The following is an 18,046-nucleotide window of genomic DNA, read 5'->3' on the forward strand; positions in this document are numbered from 1 at the left end:
TGGGAAAACGAATTCTCCGAGAGCACCCCAAGTATTCGGGATAGCGCTTTCCGTGGTCAACACCTGCCCAGGTAGGACAGTTAGTTGATCACTCGTCACACACAGGGGCGAAGCCGGGTAAACCGAATATTTCGATTTACCGCGGAGGGGTTTGAACACTTGACAAGATCGGCCCGGTGCGGTTGTCTCCTACGCGCTTCGCTGCACCTGAGGGCACTCTTTCGAATCGAGCGGCACCGAATATGGAACGAACCGCGGCCTGGCCACCGGGTGGCTGGAGTCTCCGGACCAAGATCTCCGTCGTCCTGCTGCTGCCGGTCGTCGTCGCGTTGACGCTCGCCGGCACGCGCATCCAGGGCGAGCTGGACCAGGCCAGCAGGCTGTCCGCGGTCCGCGACCAGCTGCCGGTCGTGCAGGGCGTCGCCGACCTCGGCGACCTGGTGGACCAGGAGATGGTGGCCACCGCCGCCGCCAGCCCCGGCACCACCCCGACCGCCGAGATCGACGCGGTCGACTCGAAGGTCACCGCCGTCCAGCGCGACGCCGACTTCGCGCACCTGCCGGCCGAAACCGGCCGCGCGCTCAACACGGCGCTCGGCAGGCTGTCGGGCCTGCGCACGGCGAACGCGGGTGGCGACCCGGTGGGCACCACCGCCGGGTACCGCGACATCGTCTACGCGCTCGCCGACATCGTGCCGTCGATCATCGAGGGCGCGGGCAACACCGACCTCAACGGCACCGCCGACACCGCCCGCGCGCTGGTCCAGCTGCGCACGACGCTCGCGGTGCAGGAGGCGCTGCTGCGCTCGATCCGGCCCGGCTCGGCCGACCAGGCGGTGCTCGCGGCCGCGGCGCAGGCGTCGGCCGAGGAGTCGGTCATCCGCGGGCAGGTCCAGCGGACGCTCAACCCGGCCCAGCTGAGCCGGTTCACGGCCGCGACGACGTCGGCCACCGACCGCCGCGCGCTGCTGCAGTCGTCGCTCGCGACCGAACGGCGGGCCGAGCTGAGCGGGCTGCTGCTGCCGATCGCGACCGAGAGCGCCGGGCTGGGCGACCTGGTCACCGAGACCTTCGCCATCCTCACCGACACGATCACCACGCAGACCGAGGACAGCCGCTCCGCCGCGCTGCGGGACGCCGCGCTCGTGATGGGTGCGCTGCTCGCCGCGCTCGCCGTGGCACTGCTGATGGCGCGTTCGCTGCTGTCGCCGATGCGGCGGCTGCACGCGGCGGCGCTGTCGGCCGCGCACGAGCAGCTGCCCGAGACGATCGAGCGGGTGCACCGCGGCGAGGAGGTGTCGTGGCAGTCGGTCGAGCCGGTGGGCATCAAGACCGGCGAGGAGATCGGCCAGCTGGCGCACGCCTTCGACGACATGCACCGCCAGGCGGTCCGGCTCGCCGGTGAGCAGGCGGAGCTGCGCAAGCAGGTCAGCGAGATGTTCATGACGCTCGCGCGGCGCAGCCAGTCGATGGTGGAGCTGCAGCTGACGGTGCTGGAAGGCCTGGAGTCCCAGGAACGGGACCCGCAGCGGCTCGACGAGCTGTTCCGGCTCGACCACCTCGCCACGCGCCTGCGCCGCAACGGCGAGAACCTGCAGGTCCTCGCGGGCGGTACGCCGGCCCGCCGGGACACCGGGCCGGTGTCGATGGTGGAACTGTTGCGCGGCGCCACTTCCGAGGTCAAGGACTACCGCCGGGTCTCGCTCGTCAACGTGCCCAACGGCGCCGTGCGGTCGGAGGCGGCCGCCGACGTCGTGCACATCCTGGCCGAGCTGCTGGAGAACGCGACGCGGTTCTCCCCGCCCGAGGAGAAGGTGTACCTGACCGCGGACCGCGGCAGCGACGGCGGTCTGCTCGTCGAGGTCGTGGACAACGGGCTGGGCATGACGCCGGAGGACCTCGACGCGGCGAACCAGCGGCTCGGGGCCAGCGACACGGTGAGCCCCGAGACGGCCAGGCGGATGGGCCTGTTCGTGGTGGGACGGCTCGCCGCGCGGCACGGCGTGACCGTCCGGCTGCGGCCCACGATGACCGTCGCGGGGCGCACCGGCGTCACCGCGAGCGTGCACCTGCCGGGCGAGCTGATCATCGCCGACGGCACGCCGGCGAGGACCCCCGTCGCCGTCGCCGCGGTCAACGGCCACTCCTATTCCGCGCCGCCGCCCCCTCCCCCGCAGCCGCCCGCCCGCACGCCGATCTTCGAGCGGGTCGTGTCGAACTGGTTCAGCGAGCACACCCCCGACGACCAGGCCGAACAGGCACCGGCGGCCCGCAACTGGGTCACCCCCAGCGACGAGGCCCGCCGCGCGGCGGAACGCGCCGTCCAGCAACCCGCGACGGCCGTGCTCAGCCCCGCCGGCCTGCCCACCCGCAGACCCGGCGCGCAGCTCGCCCCCGGCGCCGCGCAACCCCGCCGCGGCGGCGCGGCGAAACCCGCGGACTTCCGCGACCCCGCCGCCGTCCGGAACAACCTGTCCAGGCACTACAACGGATTGCGGGCGGCGCGCCTGCGCACCGCGAACGAGGAGAGATCGTGACCCACTCACCCACCGCACCGTCCACCGGCTGGCTGGTCTCCGCGTTCACCGAGGAGGTCGCCGGCGTCGCCCACGCCGCGCTCGTCTCCGCCGACGGGCTGCTCGTGGCGGCCTCGCAGAGCCTGCCCCGCGACCGGGCCGACCAGCTGTCGGCGATCGCGTCCGGGCTCTCCAGCCTCGCGCTGGGCACCGCCGAGCTGTTCACCGCGGGCCGCGTCGTGCAGTCGGTGATCGAGATGGAGGAGGGGTTCCTGCTGCTCATGAGCGTCGGGGACGGCTCCAACCTGGTGGTGCTGGCCAGCCCCGGCTGCGACATCGGGCTCGTCGGGTACGAGATGACGCTGCTCGTCGACCGGGTGGGCAAGATGGTCGACACACCGTTGCGGCAGGCCGGACCGTGAGTGATCAGGGCAGGCCGGGGCCGTCGCTGGCCCGGCCGTACGCCTGGACCGAGGGCCGCACCCGGCCCGCGGTCGAACTGGCCATCGAGGCGTTGGTCCAGACCACTCCGGAGGGTCAGTCGGTGCCGTTCAACCGGGCCAGCCCGCTGTCGGTGGTGACCCAGCTGTGCCTGCAACCTCGGTCGATGGCCGAGATCGCGGCGTACATGTCCGTGCCCCTGCAGGTGGTCCGGGTGCTCGTTGCCGACCTGCTCGCGTCGGGCTGGGTCATCGTGCGGGACACTCTGTCCGAGCACGCAACCTGGGACGAGCGACACGACCTGCTGGAAAGGGTCCTCAGTGGACTACGCACACTCTGACCGCGCGCAGGGCATCACCTCCGCGAAGATCATCGTCGCCGGCGGCTTCGGCGCGGGCAAGACCACGTTCGTCGGGGCACTGTCGGAGATCGTGCCCCTGCGCACCGAGGCGGTGATGACCGCCGCGTCGGCGGGCATCGACGAGCTGACCGCCGTGCCGGAGAAGGCCACCACCACCGTCGCCATGGACTTCGGCCGGATCACCCTCGCCGACGACCTCGTGCTGTACCTGTTCGGCACGCCGGGCCAGCACCGGTTCTGGTTCATGTGGGACGACCTCGTGCGCGGCGCCATCGGCGCGGTGGTGCTCGTGGACACCCGGCGGCTGGCGGACAGCTTCCCCGCGATCGACTTCTTCGAGTCGCGCGGGCTGCCGTTCATCGTGGCGGTCAACGAGTTCGACGGCCTGCGCAGGCACTCGCTGGAGGACGTCCGCGACGCGCTCGCCGTCGGCCCCGGCGTCCCCGTGATCACCTGCGACGCCCGCTCGGCCGACTCGACGAAACAGGCGCTGATCACGGCCACCGAACACGCGATGACCAGGCTCACCGCGGCGACCTGATCCCGGAGGATCCACAATGGACATGGGCCACGTGCACTACTTCGTCATGGGCGACTGGCTGTTGTTCCTCGCCTACCTCACGTCGGTGGTGGGCTGCACGATCGGCCTGGCGTGCACGCTGCACGCCCGGTACGCGCTCGACACGCGCGCCCGGATGGCCTGGCTGGCGCTGGCGTCCCTGTCCATCGGTGGAGTCGGCATCTGGCTCATGCACTTCGTCGCCATGCTCGGGTTCGCCACCCCCGGCATGCCGGTGCGCTACGACCTGTTCCGCACGGTGCTGTCCGCGGTGCTCGCGGTGGTCTCCGTGTTCGCCGGGCTGCTGGTGTTCGGGGTGCGGCCGCGGTTCGCGTGGTGGCGGCTGATCGTGGGCGGGGTGCTCACCGGCCTGGCCGTGAACCTCATGCACTACTCGGGCATGTGGGCGCTGGAGATCAAGGGCACGATCAGCTACGACGCGTGGCTGGTGGTGCTGTCCGTGGTCATCGCGGTCGTCGCGGCGACGGCGGCGCTGTGGTTCACCGTCGCCGTCGACAAGCCGCTGCACCGGCTCGCCGCGGGGCTCGTCGCGGGCGTGGCCGTGACGGGGATGCACTACACCGGCATGGCCGCGATGCGGGTGCACCTGGACATGTCCGCGCCGGACCCGTCCGGCGTCGAGGTGTTCTCGTTCCTGTTCCCGGTGTTCGTGCTGGCGGCGCTGGTGCTCGCGGTGCCGATCTGCGCCGTGCTCATGGCGCCGGCGCCCGGTTCGCGCCGTCCCGCGCCACCGAAGGTCGGCCAGCCGGTCTGACCGGCACCTGCGAAGACTGCCCGACGTACCCGGAAAGCGTGTCCGTTGAGGCACTTCCGGCCCACCGGGTGAACCGGCTCCAGCCGGGTCCCGTCCCATCGTCGGTGAACGCTGCCCGACGACGAGCTGTGATCACCGTCTCCCGCCGGTCAGGTGCTCGACAGCGGGCGTCGCGGCGCGGAGACTGAAGAACGAACAGGCGAAACTCGCCGTCAACGGTTCACCATGCGGGGGGCCGGCGGTTCTGTCCAGTTGTTTTCGGCTTCTGCGAAAGGTGACACGAGCGTCGATGGTGTCTCGGTTCGACTTCACGCTCGGCAGCGTGGAGGCGGTCGTGGTCGGCCGTGCGGTCGGTGCCGACGTGCGCGTTTTCCCGCTGCGCATCAGCAACACGACGGTCGATCCCGTCCGCTTCGCCAAGCTGGCGCGCCAGGTCTACTTCGACCTCGAGGACCGGCGCCTGTCCGTGCGCGGCGAGCTCAACCGGCAGGTGCGGCTCGCCTTCGAGCTGCTGCGTGACCACCGCGTCGTCGTGACCGCGAGCGGCAGCGACGTCCGCTACGGCCAGCTCGCCGTCTTCGCCGTCACCGACGGGGCGCAGGCGCTGACGATCGGCCAGGACGACGGCGACGACCGCCTGTGGTTCTCGCTGCTGCCCGACGAGGAGCTGGTGCCGGCGATCGCCGGCGCGCTGCCGGAGGCCGGCCCCGCGCCGACCGGCCCGCTGTCGGTCTCCCGCCGCGACGAGCGCCCGCTCTCGGCGGTGGCCGCGCGGCGGCAGGCCGAGGAGGAGTTCGACGAGGAGGAGACCAAGGCGTTCGGCAACCTCCAGGTGAACACCGTCGTACGGCCGCGTGGCGCGGTGGCGCCACCGCCCACCGCCGACGAGGAGCGCCTCCAGGAGATCTTCGCCGGGCCGCGGCTCGGCGGCGGGTACTTCACCGCGGCGGGCCGGGGCCGCCACGGCGAGCGCCGGACCGTGGAACCGGTCACCTGGCTGGACACCGAGGAGGGGCGCTACCTGGTGCAGACCAGTACCGACGCGACGGGAACGATCACCGCCCGGTACGTTCCAGCGGGGTTCACCGACGTCGCGCAGACCGTCCGCACGATGATTTCCGCCGTCTACTGAGATCGGGGAGGCACCAGGGATGAGCGAGGAAACGGCACCGATCGAGCAGGAGCAGGGGGAGCTGGTGCTGCCCACCATGCAGCGGATGCTCAGCGGCGTCGAGCTGAAGCAGCTGGCCAAGGAGGGCGGCTTCGCGGTCGACGAGCACACCGGCGACCGGATGATCCAGGCACTGCAGGACATCATCGACTCGCTGGAGGCCCGCTGGAGCGCGCTCGAGCAGTTCCAGCAGGCGCCGCCGATGAGCACCACCGCGACCTCGCGCTGGGTCTCGGACCTCATGGTCCGCACCGCGACCGACGAGCGCGGCCTGCTCACCCAGCTCCAGCAGGCGAAGGCCGAGCTGCCCGCCTACATCGAAGCGATCAAGCTCGCCAAGGCGAACTACCAGTCGCAGGACGGCGAGACCGGGAACACGCTTTCCCGGATGCGCGTCGAGGCCTGACGCCCGAGCACGACACGGAGGAGAACCATCGTGGCCCAGACCGGAGTGGGCGGCTTCTTCCACGACGTCACCGAGGACCCCGAATCGCCCTACTACCTGGGGCCGATCGGGGAAGGGGTGTCGTCGGGCGACGAGATCCGCGCCGAGGTGACCCGCGAGGTCGACGACGAGATCGCCAAAGGCTGGCTGGGCGACGTCGTCACCCCGCTCCGGCGTGACGAGGAGATCCAGCGGCGCTACGAGCAGCAGATCGCCAAGGCCAGGGACGGGCTCGACGCGGGGCTGGAGATCCGGCAGAAGGGCACCGCGCCCAGCACGTTGTGGGAGAACGCGAACCACGAGCAGATGATCGCCGCGCTGACCGAGAACGCCGACTCCGCCGCCGTCGCGGTGACCTCCGAGGAGTGGGTGCGGCTGGGCAACGAGCTCACCGAGCACCAGCGGAACCTCGCCGACGCGATCAACGACAGCCTGTCCGACTGGCAGGGCTCCGGCGGGGACGCCGCGCGCACGCACCTCACGTCGGTCGGCAAGTGGCTGGGCCTGACCGCGCAGGGCGCCACGCTCACCGGGCGCCAGCAGGAGATCCACTCGCAGGCGCTCAACGAGGCGCAGAAGCAGATGGCGGCCAACCCGCCCGTGCAGTTCGACGTGCAGGCCGCCAACGCGCGGCTGCAGACGATCACCGACCCGATCGCCTATGCGCAGCAGGCCCAGGCCGACCAGCAGGTGCTGCAGCAGCAGGAGGCAGCGCGCCAGCAGGCGGCGCGGATCATGGCGCAGTACGACGACACCGTCGCGGGCGCCACCACCACCCCGGCCTTCCCGCCGCCGCCCAAGCTCGGCGGCGGCTCCGCCACCACGGCCTCGCTGCCGCGCGGGGTGGCGGAGCCTGATCACCCCGTGTTCAGCAAGAGCGTGCACGGCACGGCATCCCCGGACAACGCGGTCGCGGGCCAGCGCGTCCCCGCTGGCTCCGCCTCGACCGGCGGGGCGTTCGACCCCGCCCAGCTGCCCGCCGCCTCCCTGTCCGGCGACGGTGCGTCCGGCACTTCCGGCTCCGGCGCTGGTGACTGGTCCGGCAACGGGCAGCCCGGCGGCTCGGGTTCCGGTTCCGGCTCCGGTGCGGGCGTGCCGAACCTGCCTGGCAGCACTTACGGCGGCGGCTCCGGCACGTACGGCGGTGGTTCGGGTACCGGCGCCGGGATCCCGCCGTTGTCCACGGGGGACTACCCCGGCGGCACCACCACGTACGGCGGTGGCGGGTCCTCCTACTCGCCGCCGCACATCCCCGAGAGCACCCTGCCCTCGTCGGTGACCGGGACGGACCTCAGCGGCACGTCCGGCGGATCGGGCGGGTCGAGCGGGACCGGCCGGATACCGACGATCGGCTACACCGGCGGGGTCAACGGGGACAGCATCTCCAGCCGGCTGGGCGGCGGTCCCGCGTTCAGCGGCTCGCTCGGCGACCTCGACTCGTTCGGTGGCACGGGCGCCGGTGGCAGCGGCCTCAAGGGCATCGGCGGCATCGGCGGGACCGAAGGGGCGGCGGGCAAGGGGCTCGGCGGGATCGGTGGCGGTGGCGGTGGCGGCAAGGGCATCGGCGGCATCGGTGGCGGTGGCGCGAGTGGTGCCGGCGGGGCCGCGAACCGGCTGGGGCCCGGGGCGGCTTCGGGTGCCGCGGCCGCGGCGGAGGAAGCCGCCGCGGGGCGTGGTGCGGCCGGTGCCGCGGGCGCCGCGGGCCGTGCGGGTGCCCCGGGTGCGGGGATGCCGCACGGCGGCAGGGGCAAGGGGGAAGAGGACAAGGAGCACAAGGTCGCCGACTACATCGAGGGCGATCCCGAGTTGTTCGAGGCGGGCCAGGTGGTCGCCCCTCCGGTCATCGGTGACTGGAAGAAGAACAAGCCGAGCAAGAAGAACTAGCGGGGGCGAACATGTCTTTCGATGTCGACCCGGACGAGCTGCGCACCCACGCGAGCCACGTGGACGCGCTGGTCGACCGGCTGAACACCGCCGTGGACGCGGCGAACACCGTGGTCATGGACGATTCGGCCTACGGGCTGCTGTGCGCTTTCCTGCCGCCGATCATCAACAAGACCACGCAGGACGACGCGACGGACGCGCTGCGTGCCGCTGTCGAGGGCATGGGCAACACGGCGGACAACGTCCGCGCCGCGGCCGACGGGTACGAGGAGCAGGACCGCAGCAACGCGGCGCCGTTCGAGGCGCAGCTGCGCGCCGACGTGGCGGTGGCCGAATGACGGCGCCCAACGGGCTCGGCGACCTGATGCGGGACCCGGACGAGGCGGCCGCGCGGATCGACGCGTGGGCGCAGGGTTTCGCGCGGAAGGCGGAGCGGTACCGGGCGGCGCAGGAGCGGACCGAGGAGATCCGGCTGACGTCGGCGAACACCGATGGTTCGGTGAAGGTGACCGTGCGCGCGGACGGCAGTGTGACGGATCTGGAGCTGACCGGGCGGGCGCGCAGCATGCCGCTGGAGGAGCTGTCGTCGCAGATCCTGACCACCATGCGGCGCGCGCAGGCGGGGATCGCGGAGCGCGTGGCGGAGGTGATGGCCGAGGAGGTCGGGGACGAGGACCCGCAGACCCGCTCCCTGGTCGTCGACAACCTGCGCAGCCGCTTCCCGGACCCGGACGCCGAGGAGGACGAGGACGTCGAGGCCGAGGCGGAGGCGGAGGCTGGGGAGTCCCGCCCGTCGTCCCGCCGCCCCCCGGCCCCGGAGCCGGACGACGAGGACAACAACCCGTGGTGATGCGCCCGGTGGGGTAGGCGGGTCGGTAGGGCTCCTGGCGGCGTGGCCGGGCGCCGGAGGCGGTTTGGCGCTGCGGCGGGGCTGGGGGTTCGCCGCAGGCGGTTCGACTGTGCGACTGGGGCGGTTTGGCCCCCCCGGTGAGAAGGCTCGGCCGCGGCGGGCGGCTCGGCCGCGACCGCCTGTTCGGCCCGGCGGCGGGGCGGCTCGACCCGGCGGCAGGGCGGTTCAAGCCCGGGCTGGGTGGCTCGGCTGCGGTGGGTGGCTCGGCCACGCGGCGGGGCGGTTCGGCCCCGCGGCAAGGCCCTTCGGCCCCGCGACGGGCAGCTCGGCCCCGCGGCAGGGCAGCTCGGCCCCGCGACGGGCAGCTCGGCCCCGCGGCAGGGCAGCTCGGCCCCGCGACAGAGGGTTCGCCCGCGCAACGGGCAGCTCGGTCCGCCCCTCCAGCGGAGCAGCTTGGCCGTCCAGCCGTGGGCCGAGACGGCGTCCCGCCCCGCTCCCCCTGCAGTGGCCGGGCCCCTGGTCTAGACCCCCACCCCAACCACCGTCCAATCAGGACCTCCCCACCACCGAACCCCGCCCCACGAGGAAGAGCCGGCCCTTCCGCAGGGAAAGGCCGGCTCTTCATCCGTCGGGGGACGTGGATCGGCGGGGACCGGAGGATATGCCTTCTTCCTCTTGCAGATGCGGAATGCCACAGAACCCGGCTGAGTTATGCAAATCCGATCGGACTAATCGTGCTCACCGGTCGTCACCTTCGGTCCCGAGAACGGGTGAACGCGCCGGTACGCAGGGGTGATCGGACATACTGTCCGCGTGACGTCTGCTCTCCTCGCCCGAGTTCTCGCGGCGAAGGCACCCGTCGTCGTCCTCGCGGGCGGCCCCGGTTCCGGCCGCACCACGCTCCTCACCCGTGCCCGCGCGCGTTCCACCGAACCCACCGTCTCGCTGCGCTTCACCCGGTCCGAGCAGCAGCGCCCCGGTTTCGCCGCCGCACGCCTCGTGCAGGAACTGAGCCTGCTGCACCCCGCCACCCCACCTGACCTGCGGCGCCTGTTCGCGACCGGCCCGCGCGTGTTCCTCGACGACGTGCAGTGGCTCGACGCCGAATCACTCGCCGTGGTGCTCACCGCCCTGCGCGGCACCCCCGCCCGCCTGGTGTGCACGTGCCGCCTGCCCGCGCCGGCCCCGCTGCGCACCGCCTTCACCCGCCTGCGGGCCGACCGGCTCGCCGAGGTCGTCACGCTCCGGCCGCTCGACCGCGCCGGCACCGCGGCGCTGCTCACCGAGCTCCTGCAGGCCGAACCCGCCGCCGACCTCACGGCGGCGTTCCACCGCCTCACGCGCGGCACGCCCGGCGCGCTGCACGCGGCCGTCGAGGGCTACCGCCGGGCCGGTTCGCTGCGCGTCGTCGACCGGTACGCCTTCCTCGCCCCGCCCGACCAGCCGCCGACCGGGGACGTGCCGGAGCTGCGGGCGCTCGGCGAGCCGCTGTGGCCGATCGCGAAGGTGCTGGCGGTGCTGCACCCGCTCGGCGAGATCGCCCCACGGCTCGCGGCCGAAGCGCTCGGCGTGGACGTCGCCGAGGTGCACGAGGGCATCCGCGCGTTGCGGGCCGAAGGCGTGCTGCGCCCCGCGGACCTCCGGTTCCGGCTGCCGCTGACGGCCGAGCTGCTCCTGTCCTGCCTCAACCCGTTCGAACGACGGCGGCTCGCCCAGCTCGCGGTCACCGCTGTGTGGTCGGGTGAGGCCCAGCCGTCGGACGAGCACTACCTGCCCGAACGGCTCATCGACGCGGGCGGGCTCGTCGATCCGGAACGCAGCGGACGCGAGCTGCTCGAAGCGGGCCGCGCAACGCTCATCGAGTTCGGGTACCTCGCCGAACGACGGCTGGCCGTCGCGGCGGAGCGGCTGGCCGATCCCACCGAAGCGCTGTTCCTCGCCGCCGCGGCGGGAGGCGTGCACCGCCGGTTCGAATCGGCGCTCGCCAACACCCGCGCCGGACTGGCCCGCCCGCTGCCGCCGGACCTCCAGCAGGAGCTGGGGATCGTGCACGTGGTCTCACTGCTCGGCACCGGCGACACCGCCGCGCTGCGGGCGCTCGCCGACGGCGAGTCCGCGCTCCCCGGCAACGCCGCCGTGCGGCTGGTGAACCGCGCCGCCGCGCTGGCCCTGCTCGACCGCTGGCGTGAAGCCGACGAACTCCTCGCGAACCGGCGCGAGGAGTGGGCGGACAGCAACCCGTCGACCGTCGCCTACGCGCTCGTGTTCGGCATCGGGGCCGCCGCCCTGCGCGGCAGGCTCGACGACTTCGAGCGGTCGCTGGCGGACCCCGTGCTGCGGTCCCTGCTGCGGACCGACGAACGGCACCGGATCGAGCAGATCCTGGCCCGCGTCAGGATGCTGCTGGTGTTCGGCGAGCTCGACAGGGCGAGGGCGCTGATGCTGGAGCTGCCCACGGACCTGGTCGCCCCGGCCGACCGCGCGCTCTACGCCGCGGTGTCCGGCCGGTGGGACGACGCGCTGCGGTTCGCGCGGTTCACCACCGCGGACGGCGCCGCCGACGGGTACCCGCCGGGAAACACCGTGCTGGCACGGGAAATCGCCCGCATCCTCGCCGCGAGGGGGCAGTTCGGGCGGGCCAGGACCGTCCTCGACCGGGCCCGCACCGCGCAGCCGCTGCTGACCCACCTGCTCGACCTGGCGCGCGCGGAGCTGGAGTACGGGCTCGGCAACGGGGAGCTGGCGCACGAGCTGATGACCGGTGCGCTCGACCGCGCGCGGCAGCAGGGCGTGGTGCTCGGGTGCGACGAGCTGTGGCTGCGGCGCGCGAAGATCGAGTTCTCCCGCGGCGACCTGGCCGAGGCGCGCCGGTGTGTGGAGGAGATCCGCCGCATCGCCGACCGGACCGGGACCGGCCGGGCCCGGTTGCTCCACCTGAGGGGCCTGATGGTCGTCGAGCACGACCAGGCCGCGGCGGACGAGGCGCTCGGCCTGGCGCGGGAACGGAACGAACCGCACGAGCTCGCGACCACGTGCATCGCCGTCGTGCGCCAAGATCTCGGCGACCCGAAACTGCTGTCGGAGGCGTACGAGCTGCTGGCTTCGCTCGACGCGCTCGTGCCCCGCGCGCACGTCCGGAACCTGATGCGGGAACGGGACGTGCCGGTGCCGGGCCGCGCCGCCACCGTCGCGGAGAACGAGCGGCTGCTGGCCGTGCTGGTCGCGGAGGGACTCACGAACCGCGAGCTCGCGACGGTGCTGCAGACCACGGAGAAGAGCGTGGAGGGGAGGCTGACGCGGCTGTTCGCCCGCACCGGCTACCGGTCGCGGGTCGAACTCGCCGCCGCCCTGCTCACCGGGGCGCACCCGGGCTGAACCCGGGTGCGGCCACCTCAGTCGATGAAGATGTGCAGGCCCGGTCCGATGACCAGTTCGCCATGCCTCGGCACCATGTGCCGGACCCCCTTCCGTGCTGTTCCGACGGGTCGAGCCTGCCGGGCGGAGGGCGTGGCGAACGGGAGCGGGAAACTTCTTTCCGCTTCCGGCGGGTTTTCCCTCACCGGGTTGATCAGGCAGCCGGACCGAACCGGCCCTGCAGGCTGGCGGCGACCAGCTCGACCCGCGAGCGGCAGCCGGTGCGGGCGAACAGCCTGGTCAGGTGGTTCTCCACGGTCTTGACCGTGACGCCGAGCAGCGACGCGACACGCCGGTTCGTGTAGCCCTCACGCAGCAGTTCGATGATCCGCAGCTCCGTCTCGGACAGCTCGGTCCGCGCCGCCCGTGGCTGTGGTGCGGACAGCCCGGGCCGCTGGAAGATCCGCCGGAGCCCGACCGCGCCGCACCGGTCGACCAGTTCGTGCGCCTCCCGCAGCACCGGTTCCGGGTCCTCGGCGATCTCGGCCGCCACCAGGAGCGCGACGAGCTGGTCCGGCACGTCGCCGCGGGCGCGGGCGAGGTCGGCGGCCTCGGCGGCGAGCACCGGGTCGCGGTGCGCGAACGCGCGTCCCTGCAGGACGGCGAGACTGCGCGGCTGGCGTTCCAGCTCGGCCAGGAACCGTTGCGCCGCAGCGGTGTCCCCCGCCCGGTGGGCGAGCACGAGCGCACGGCGCAGCAACTGGTCCAGACCGTACCGGCTGCGCCCGGCGAGCCGGTCCAGCAGCCGCTGGACGATCCCCACCGCCTCCCGGTACTCGCCGAGGTGCAGCAGCAGTCCCACCTCGCCCCACACCCGCATCGCCTCCAGCGCACCGCCTTCCGGCACCGGGTCCAGCCAGCGGCGTGCGGCGGTGAGCTGCCCGCGAGCCGTGCAGATCTCGGCGGCGATGAGGTGGGCGATCTGGTGGCCGGCGCTGTCGGTTTCGTTGCCCGCGGCCAGTTCCCGGGCCGCCGACAACGCGGACGTCCAGTCCCCGGCGCGGTACTGCGCGAGCAGCCGCTGGTACACGGCGACCGGGCCGTGGGACGGCACCCGGTACCGCGGGCCCAGCAACAGTTCCAGCACCGTGGCGAGGTCGGCGAAGTTGCCCGCTTCGGCGAGCGCGTCGAGCGTCTCGGGCGCGATCCGGCGGCGCAGCCGCGCGGCTGTCCTGGCGCAGCCGTCCCGGTCGCCGAGCAGCGCGTGCCCGAGCAGGGTCAGCTCGCCGGGCGAGAGCACGGGCTGTGCCCGCAGCTGCCGGACCGGCGGCAGCCGCTCCCCGATGCGCGCGACGGCGGCGAACCACCACCGCTTCGCGTTGGGGGGCAGGCTGCCCAGGTGCGCGACGGCCAGCAGCTGGGCCACCAGCAGGTCGTGGCGCAGTTCGGCGGGCAGCGCGGCCGCGTCCAGGTCGGGCAGCAGCTCGTAGCGCCCGGTGGCCACGACGAGGCGCAGGAACTCCGCCAGCGCGGCGGGTTGCGCGGCCGCCGCACCCGGCTGTTCCAAGGCCGCCGCGTACCAGCGCACCGCTCGCTCGGGTTCGCGTGCCGCGATCGCGTCGGCTTCCGCGACGAGCCAGGAAACCTCGCCGGGATCGAGCGGCGGGCGGGCGCGGCTGGCGTACTCGGCGAGCACGCGCGTGCGGTTTCCGGCCAGCAGGCGGCGGGTGAACTCGGCGCACTCGGCGTGCACGGGCACCTGCTCGACCGCCGCCGCGGCGAGCGCGGGCGGCTCGCAGCTGAGGGAACCGTCCGGGGCCGCGGTCAGCATGCCCGCCTCGACGAGGCGGTCCACCAGCCGGCCGCACGGGTCGAGCCGTTCGCCCAGCACCTCCGCCAGCACGGGCAGGTCGTCGATCCGCAGGGAGCCGAGCGCGGAGACCACGGCGAGCAGCCGCAGGCCCGCCTCGCCGGCGCGGGCGGGCAGGTCGTGGCCAGGGGGCAGCGCGATCGGGCGGACCGGATCGGCCAGGCACAGCCGGTCGCCGACGCGGACGAGCCTGCCGCGGCGGCGCAGTTCCGCGACAGTGGCGATCGCCGCGCTCGGGTTGCCCGCGAGGGGGCCCAGTGCGGCGGCGAGCGCCTGCGGCACCGCTTCGTCGAGCAGTCCGCCGGCGGCGCGGGCCAGCAGGGGCGCCAGATCCGCTTCCGGCAACGGTCCCAGCTCGAGGACCTCGTCGGCGGCGGCGAGCAGCTCGGGCGCGTCCCGGCACGCGGCCACGACGAGGCAGCCGGGCCGGCGCGCGGCCCCCAGGACGGCCGCGGGCGCGTCGGCGTCGTCGGCGACCAGGACCGTCGGCCCGGTGCGGCCGATGCGGTCGAAGATCGCGGTGAGCGCGGGGAAGGCGGTGGGGCAGGGACCGGTTTCGCACCGGCGGGTGAGCGTGGCGATCCGTTCGGCCACGACCGCGTCCCCGACCTGCTCGAACTCGGCACGCACGGCGTCCACCAGCAGCCGCACGGGATTGGCACCGTCGGCGGGCGGCAGCCGGATGACGCGCGCGCCGTCGGCCTGCCAGGCGGCGGCAGCGGCACGCAGGAGCGCGGTCTTGCCGGTGCCGGCGGCGCCGCGCACGACTACGAGCCGGCCGCGGTCACCGCGCACGGCAGCCCGCAACGCGGCGAGCTCGGTGCGCCGTCCCCGTAGCCGATCGCGAGCCATGTCCCGGTGCCGTCCCCTTCCCGACCGTGCTGACGGAACGGTATGTCAACTGGTTTTCGCAAGCCATTTCGCTGGTCAGCCCGGAAATCCGGCGAAATACTGCCCGAACGCACACCGAACAGTGCCCTTCCGTTCAGCTCCGGTCGCGCTCGATCTACTCATAGTAGGCAACGCCCGTTTCCCTCCACTGTGGACAGCGCCGACGGGTACCGGGTGTCACCGACCGTGATGGTGGGGCGGCGCTACGATGGCCCAAAGCGAGAAAGGAACACCGCGGTGAGCCAACGGGGACCCGACGCCTTCCCGCCCGAAGGTGTGGACCTGGAGCATCCGAGCGTGGCCCGGGTGTACGACTACCTGCTCGGTGGTGACGCCAACTGGGCGATCGACCGCGCCTTCGGTGACAAGGTCCTGGCCGGCTTCCCGGTGCTGCGGTCGGTGGCGATCTCGAACCGGCTGTACCTGCACCGCGCGGTGCGGCACCTGATGCGCCTCGGCGTGCGGCAGTTCATCGACATCGGCTCGGGCATCCCGACGATGGGGAACACGCACCAGGTCGCGGACGAGGTGTCGCCGGACTCGCGGGTGGTCTACATCGACAACGAACCGGTCGCCGTCGCGCATTCGCGGTACCTGCTGGAAAAGCACGGCGATCCGAAGCGGCACGCCGTGGTGCAGGCCGACATGCGGGACCCGGACGGGCTGTGGGAGCGCGTCGCCGAGACCGGGGTGATCGACTTCGAGCAGCCGGTGGCCGTGTTGCTCGTGGCGGTGCTGCACGTCCAGCAGCCGGGGCACGACGGCACCGACATCGGGCCGCAGTGCGTCGCGCGGTACCGGGAGCTGATGCCGTCCGGTTCGTACCTGGTGATTTCGCAGGTGACCGACGAGGGTGTGCCGGACGAGCTGGCGGACAAGCTGGTCGAGCTCAAGGCGATGTACGACGCGTCGTCGAACCCCGTGGTGTGGCGCAAGCAGTCCGAGATCCGGGACCTGCTGGGCGATTTCGAGCTCGTGGAGCCCGGCATGACGTGGACGCCGCTGTGGCACCCGGAGGAGAGCAGCCCGAACTCGCCCGAGCTGGAGTTCAGCACGCCCGAGGAGTCCGTGATCTGGGTCGGTGTCGGGCGCAAGCCCTGACGCTCAGCTGACCCGCCGGCGCGTGGCCGCGACGATCGCGACCAGCAGGAGTGCCACCGGGAGTGCGGGCAGCGCCGTTCTGGACAGCGTCCGCAGGCCCGCGGCCGCCAGCGCGCCCAGTACCAGCGCCAGCAGCTGCCGGACCGCCGCGCGCCGGCTTCCGGCCCGGCCGCTCACCAGGTCGTGCAGGGCGTTGGTGAGCGCGCCGGTGAGGTAGGTGGTCGCGGCGCCGAGCCGCAGTGCGGCGATGCTCTGCCCGCCCATCGCGATGGCCGCGAGCGCGAGCAGGACCAGTGAGCCCGCGTGGCCAGGGGCCGCGCCCGTCGCGACCCACCAGGCCAGAACTCCCAGCAGCAGCACCAGTTCCGCGCACAGCGGCCCGAGCAGTCCGCGCCGCCACACCATCGTCCAGGCGAGCACACCCACGCCGAACGCGGCAACGGCCGTCACGGACGGGACGATGCGGGCGACGTCGGCTGTGCCGAACCCGAAGCCGGTGTTGACGAGGTTGCCCGTCACGACGCTCGCGAACGCACCACCGAGTTCCGAGAGCGCGAACAGGTCCACCGCCCCGGCACACGCCGCGAGCGCGGTCGCCACCACCACCTCCGCTTTGACCACCGGCCCACCCTAACCGTGTTCTTGTGCCGTGCCTGCCGCGCTGGTGGGCGCGGGCCGCGGGGTGGGATCCGCGTCGTGGGCGAGCGACACGCCGGCGATGAGACACGCGGCGACGATCCAGCAGGCCAGCCGCACCAACCGGGACAGCGAACAGACGATCATCATGGGACTACTCCTTGCGGGGAACGGGTTTTCCGGCACCAGCGTCACCCCGCTAGTGCGGGCGGCGGGAGGAGTTTCCGGTTTCCGGTTCGGTGCCACCGCGGGGAAAGGCGCGCGTTTTCGTCCGCTGCGGGGGGGTGAGTGGGTTCGAGCACGCCGGGGCGGAGGGGCGAGGGTGCACCGGTGATAATGGCGGGGTGAGCACCGACGACACCGGATCCCTCCCGCTCGTCGAGGAGTACGGGCCCGCGTGGGCGCGGGGGCCGTTCGAGCGGGGGACGGATGGTCCGCAGCTGATCCTGGTGGGTGTCGACGGTTCGGCGACCGCGATGCGGGCGGGTGCGTACGCGGCCGGTCTCGCGCGGCGGCAGCGGTCGCGGCTGGTCGTGGTCTACGTGGTGGCGCCGTCGGTGTGGACCGGGATGTCGCCGAGCCTCCTCGCGGCCGCGCAGCAACAGGCGCACGACGAGCTGATCACCGAACTACGCGCCCCGCTGGAGCGGCTCGCGGCGGAGGCGCGGATCCCGGTCACGCTGGAGGTCCGCCGCGGGGACGCCTACACGGAAATCCGCCGGGTGGCCACGGACCGGCAGGCGGACCTCGTGGTGGTCGGCGCATCGGAGAGCGCGGGCCACCGACTGGTCGGCTCGGTCGCGACGCGCCTGGTGAAGGCGGGCCTCTGGCCGGTGACCGTGGTGCCCTGATTCCCGGCGGTTCGGGGCCGGTTTGGGGCGGGGCGGTTGGCGATCGCGCCGGGGGGCATTGCGCCGGGGCGTGCGGTTGGGGACGGCTGCGGGCGCGCGAGGGGTCGGGGCGGCTGGGGGCTGGTTGGGCCCCGTGGCCGAAGGCCAGCGAGCCGGGGGCGGGGTGCTTGAGCCCCAAGGCCGGAGTGCCGGGAGGCCCGAGGCCATCGCGCCGGGGACGGGGCGGGGGCGAGTCGGGACGGCTGCGGAGGCGGGGTGGGTCGGGGCGGCGGGCGGTTGCTAGGGAAGCCTCGAGCCGGGGGCGACGGTTCGGGACGGCTGTGGGGGCGATTGGCCACACG

The 18,046-nt window shown here is 73.3% G+C and carries 16 protein-coding genes; 13 read left to right on the plus strand and 3 right to left on the minus strand.

What is annotated here, in order from left to right; all coding sequences use genetic code 11:
• The first annotated feature begins 242 nt into the window (after nt 1-242).
• From BMZ92_RS17170 to BMZ92_RS17220, 11 genes are all read left to right on the plus strand, one after another.
• Nucleotides 243-2,537: a sensor histidine kinase gene (locus tag BMZ92_RS17170; protein ID WP_091508599.1), complete on the plus strand. Its 2,295-nt coding sequence runs from the start codon at nt 243-245 to the stop codon at nt 2,535-2,537.
• Nucleotides 2,534-2,938, plus strand: coding sequence for a roadblock/LC7 domain-containing protein (locus BMZ92_RS17175; protein WP_091508602.1), 405 nt, complete (start codon nt 2,534-2,536; stop codon nt 2,936-2,938). The genes BMZ92_RS17170 and BMZ92_RS17175 overlap by 4 nt, the downstream gene beginning before the upstream one ends.
• Nucleotides 2,935-3,297 carry a DUF742 domain-containing protein gene (locus tag BMZ92_RS17180; protein WP_091508605.1) on the plus strand — a complete coding sequence of 121 codons (363 nt, stop codon included), beginning with the start codon at nt 2,935-2,937 and terminating at the stop codon, nt 3,295-3,297. The genes BMZ92_RS17175 and BMZ92_RS17180 overlap by 4 nt, the downstream gene beginning before the upstream one ends.
• On the plus strand, nt 3,278-3,859 hold the full coding sequence (locus BMZ92_RS17185; protein ID WP_091508607.1) for a GTP-binding protein: 582 nt from the start codon (nt 3,278-3,280) through the stop codon (nt 3,857-3,859). The genes BMZ92_RS17180 and BMZ92_RS17185 overlap by 20 nt, the downstream gene beginning before the upstream one ends.
• Before the next feature lie 22 nt (nt 3,860-3,881).
• Complete coding sequence (locus BMZ92_RS17190; RefSeq protein WP_091508892.1) at nt 3,882-4,652, plus strand: MHYT domain-containing protein; 771 nt, start codon at nt 3,882-3,884, stop codon at nt 4,650-4,652.
• 289 nt (nt 4,653-4,941) lie between these two features.
• Complete coding sequence (locus BMZ92_RS17195; protein ID WP_091508610.1) at nt 4,942-5,784, plus strand: ESX secretion-associated protein EspG; 843 nt, start codon at nt 4,942-4,944, stop codon at nt 5,782-5,784.
• Nucleotides 5,785-5,803: 19 nt separating this feature from the next.
• Nucleotides 5,804-6,229 (plus strand): hypothetical protein, encoded by a 426-nt coding sequence (locus BMZ92_RS17200; protein WP_425425821.1) that lies wholly within the window; start codon nt 5,804-5,806, stop codon nt 6,227-6,229.
• A gap of 30 nt (nt 6,230-6,259) precedes the next feature.
• Nucleotides 6,260-8,152 carry a hypothetical protein gene (locus BMZ92_RS37400; protein WP_177228739.1) on the plus strand — a complete coding sequence of 631 codons (1,893 nt, stop codon included), beginning with the start codon at nt 6,260-6,262 and terminating at the stop codon, nt 8,150-8,152.
• Nucleotides 8,153-8,163: 11 nt separating this feature from the next.
• A complete protein-coding gene (locus BMZ92_RS17210; RefSeq protein ID WP_091508616.1) occupies nt 8,164-8,490 on the plus strand; it encodes a type VII secretion target in 327 nt (108 codons plus the stop codon).
• The gene (locus BMZ92_RS17215) at nt 8,487-9,002 is read left to right on the plus strand and encodes a YbaB/EbfC family nucleoid-associated protein (RefSeq protein ID WP_091508618.1); all 516 of its coding nucleotides are present in this window, start codon (nt 8,487-8,489) and stop codon (nt 9,000-9,002) included. The genes BMZ92_RS17210 and BMZ92_RS17215 overlap by 4 nt, the downstream gene beginning before the upstream one ends.
• An 813-nt stretch (nt 9,003-9,815) precedes the next feature.
• Entirely contained in the window at nt 9,816-12,377 is a 2,562-nt protein-coding gene (locus BMZ92_RS17220; protein ID WP_091508620.1) for a helix-turn-helix domain-containing protein, read from the plus strand.
• Between the two features lie 193 nt (nt 12,378-12,570).
• Here BMZ92_RS17220 and BMZ92_RS17225 read toward each other — a convergent pair whose 3' ends face one another.
• Nucleotides 12,571-15,078 (minus strand): helix-turn-helix domain-containing protein, encoded by a 2,508-nt coding sequence (locus tag BMZ92_RS17225; protein ID WP_091508622.1) that lies wholly within the window; start codon nt 15,076-15,078, stop codon nt 12,571-12,573.
• Between the two features lie 276 nt (nt 15,079-15,354).
• Here BMZ92_RS17225 and BMZ92_RS17230 point away from each other — a divergent pair, with 276 nt between their 5' ends.
• The gene (locus BMZ92_RS17230; protein WP_245783103.1) at nt 15,355-16,218 is read left to right on the plus strand and encodes an SAM-dependent methyltransferase; all 864 of its coding nucleotides are present in this window, start codon (nt 15,355-15,357) and stop codon (nt 16,216-16,218) included.
• A 3-nt stretch (nt 16,219-16,221) separates the two neighbouring features.
• Here the strand turns inward: BMZ92_RS17230 and BMZ92_RS17235 are convergent, their stop codons facing one another.
• Together BMZ92_RS17235 and BMZ92_RS37405 are read right to left on the minus strand one after the other, a co-directional pair.
• The gene (locus BMZ92_RS17235; protein WP_091508624.1) at nt 16,222-16,839 is read right to left on the minus strand and encodes a DUF1275 family protein; all 618 of its coding nucleotides are present in this window, start codon (nt 16,837-16,839) and stop codon (nt 16,222-16,224) included.
• A 9-nt stretch (nt 16,840-16,848) separates the two neighbouring features.
• On the minus strand, nt 16,849-17,004 hold the full coding sequence (locus tag BMZ92_RS37405; protein ID WP_177228740.1) for a hypothetical protein: 156 nt from the start codon (nt 17,002-17,004) through the stop codon (nt 16,849-16,851).
• Between the two features lie 194 nt (nt 17,005-17,198).
• On the opposite strand from BMZ92_RS37405, the gene BMZ92_RS17240 reads away from it, so the two are divergent.
• A complete protein-coding gene (locus BMZ92_RS17240; RefSeq protein ID WP_091508626.1) occupies nt 17,199-17,705 on the plus strand; it encodes a universal stress protein in 507 nt (168 codons plus the stop codon).
• Nucleotides 17,706-18,046: the final 341 nt, after the last annotated feature.

It is taken from the genome of Amycolatopsis sacchari, from assembly GCF_900114035.1.
In the GTDB taxonomy this organism is placed as follows: domain Bacteria; phylum Actinomycetota; class Actinomycetes; order Mycobacteriales; family Pseudonocardiaceae; genus Amycolatopsis_E; species Amycolatopsis_E sacchari.

Coding starts and splice junctions, on each gene's coding strand:
- BMZ92_RS17170 (WP_091508599.1), top strand. CDS start 243: ATGGAACGAACCGCGGCCTGGCCACCGGGTGGCTGGAGTCTCCGGACC.
- BMZ92_RS17190 (WP_091508892.1), top strand. CDS start 3,882: ATGGGCCACGTGCACTACTTCGTCATGGGCGACTGGCTGTTGTTCCTC.
- BMZ92_RS17195 (WP_091508610.1), top strand. CDS start 4,942: ATGGTGTCTCGGTTCGACTTCACGCTCGGCAGCGTGGAGGCGGTCGTG.
- BMZ92_RS17200 (WP_425425821.1), top strand. CDS start 5,804: ATGAGCGAGGAAACGGCACCGATCGAGCAGGAGCAGGGGGAGCTGGTG.
- BMZ92_RS17210 (WP_091508616.1), top strand. CDS start 8,164: ATGTCTTTCGATGTCGACCCGGACGAGCTGCGCACCCACGCGAGCCAC.
- BMZ92_RS17215 (WP_091508618.1), top strand. CDS start 8,487: ATGACGGCGCCCAACGGGCTCGGCGACCTGATGCGGGACCCGGACGAG.
- BMZ92_RS17225 (WP_091508622.1), bottom strand. CDS start 15,078: ATGGCTCGCGATCGGCTACGGGGACGGCGCACCGAGCTCGCCGCGTTG.
- BMZ92_RS37405 (WP_177228740.1), bottom strand. CDS start 17,004: ATGATGATCGTCTGTTCGCTGTCCCGGTTGGTGCGGCTGGCCTGCTGG.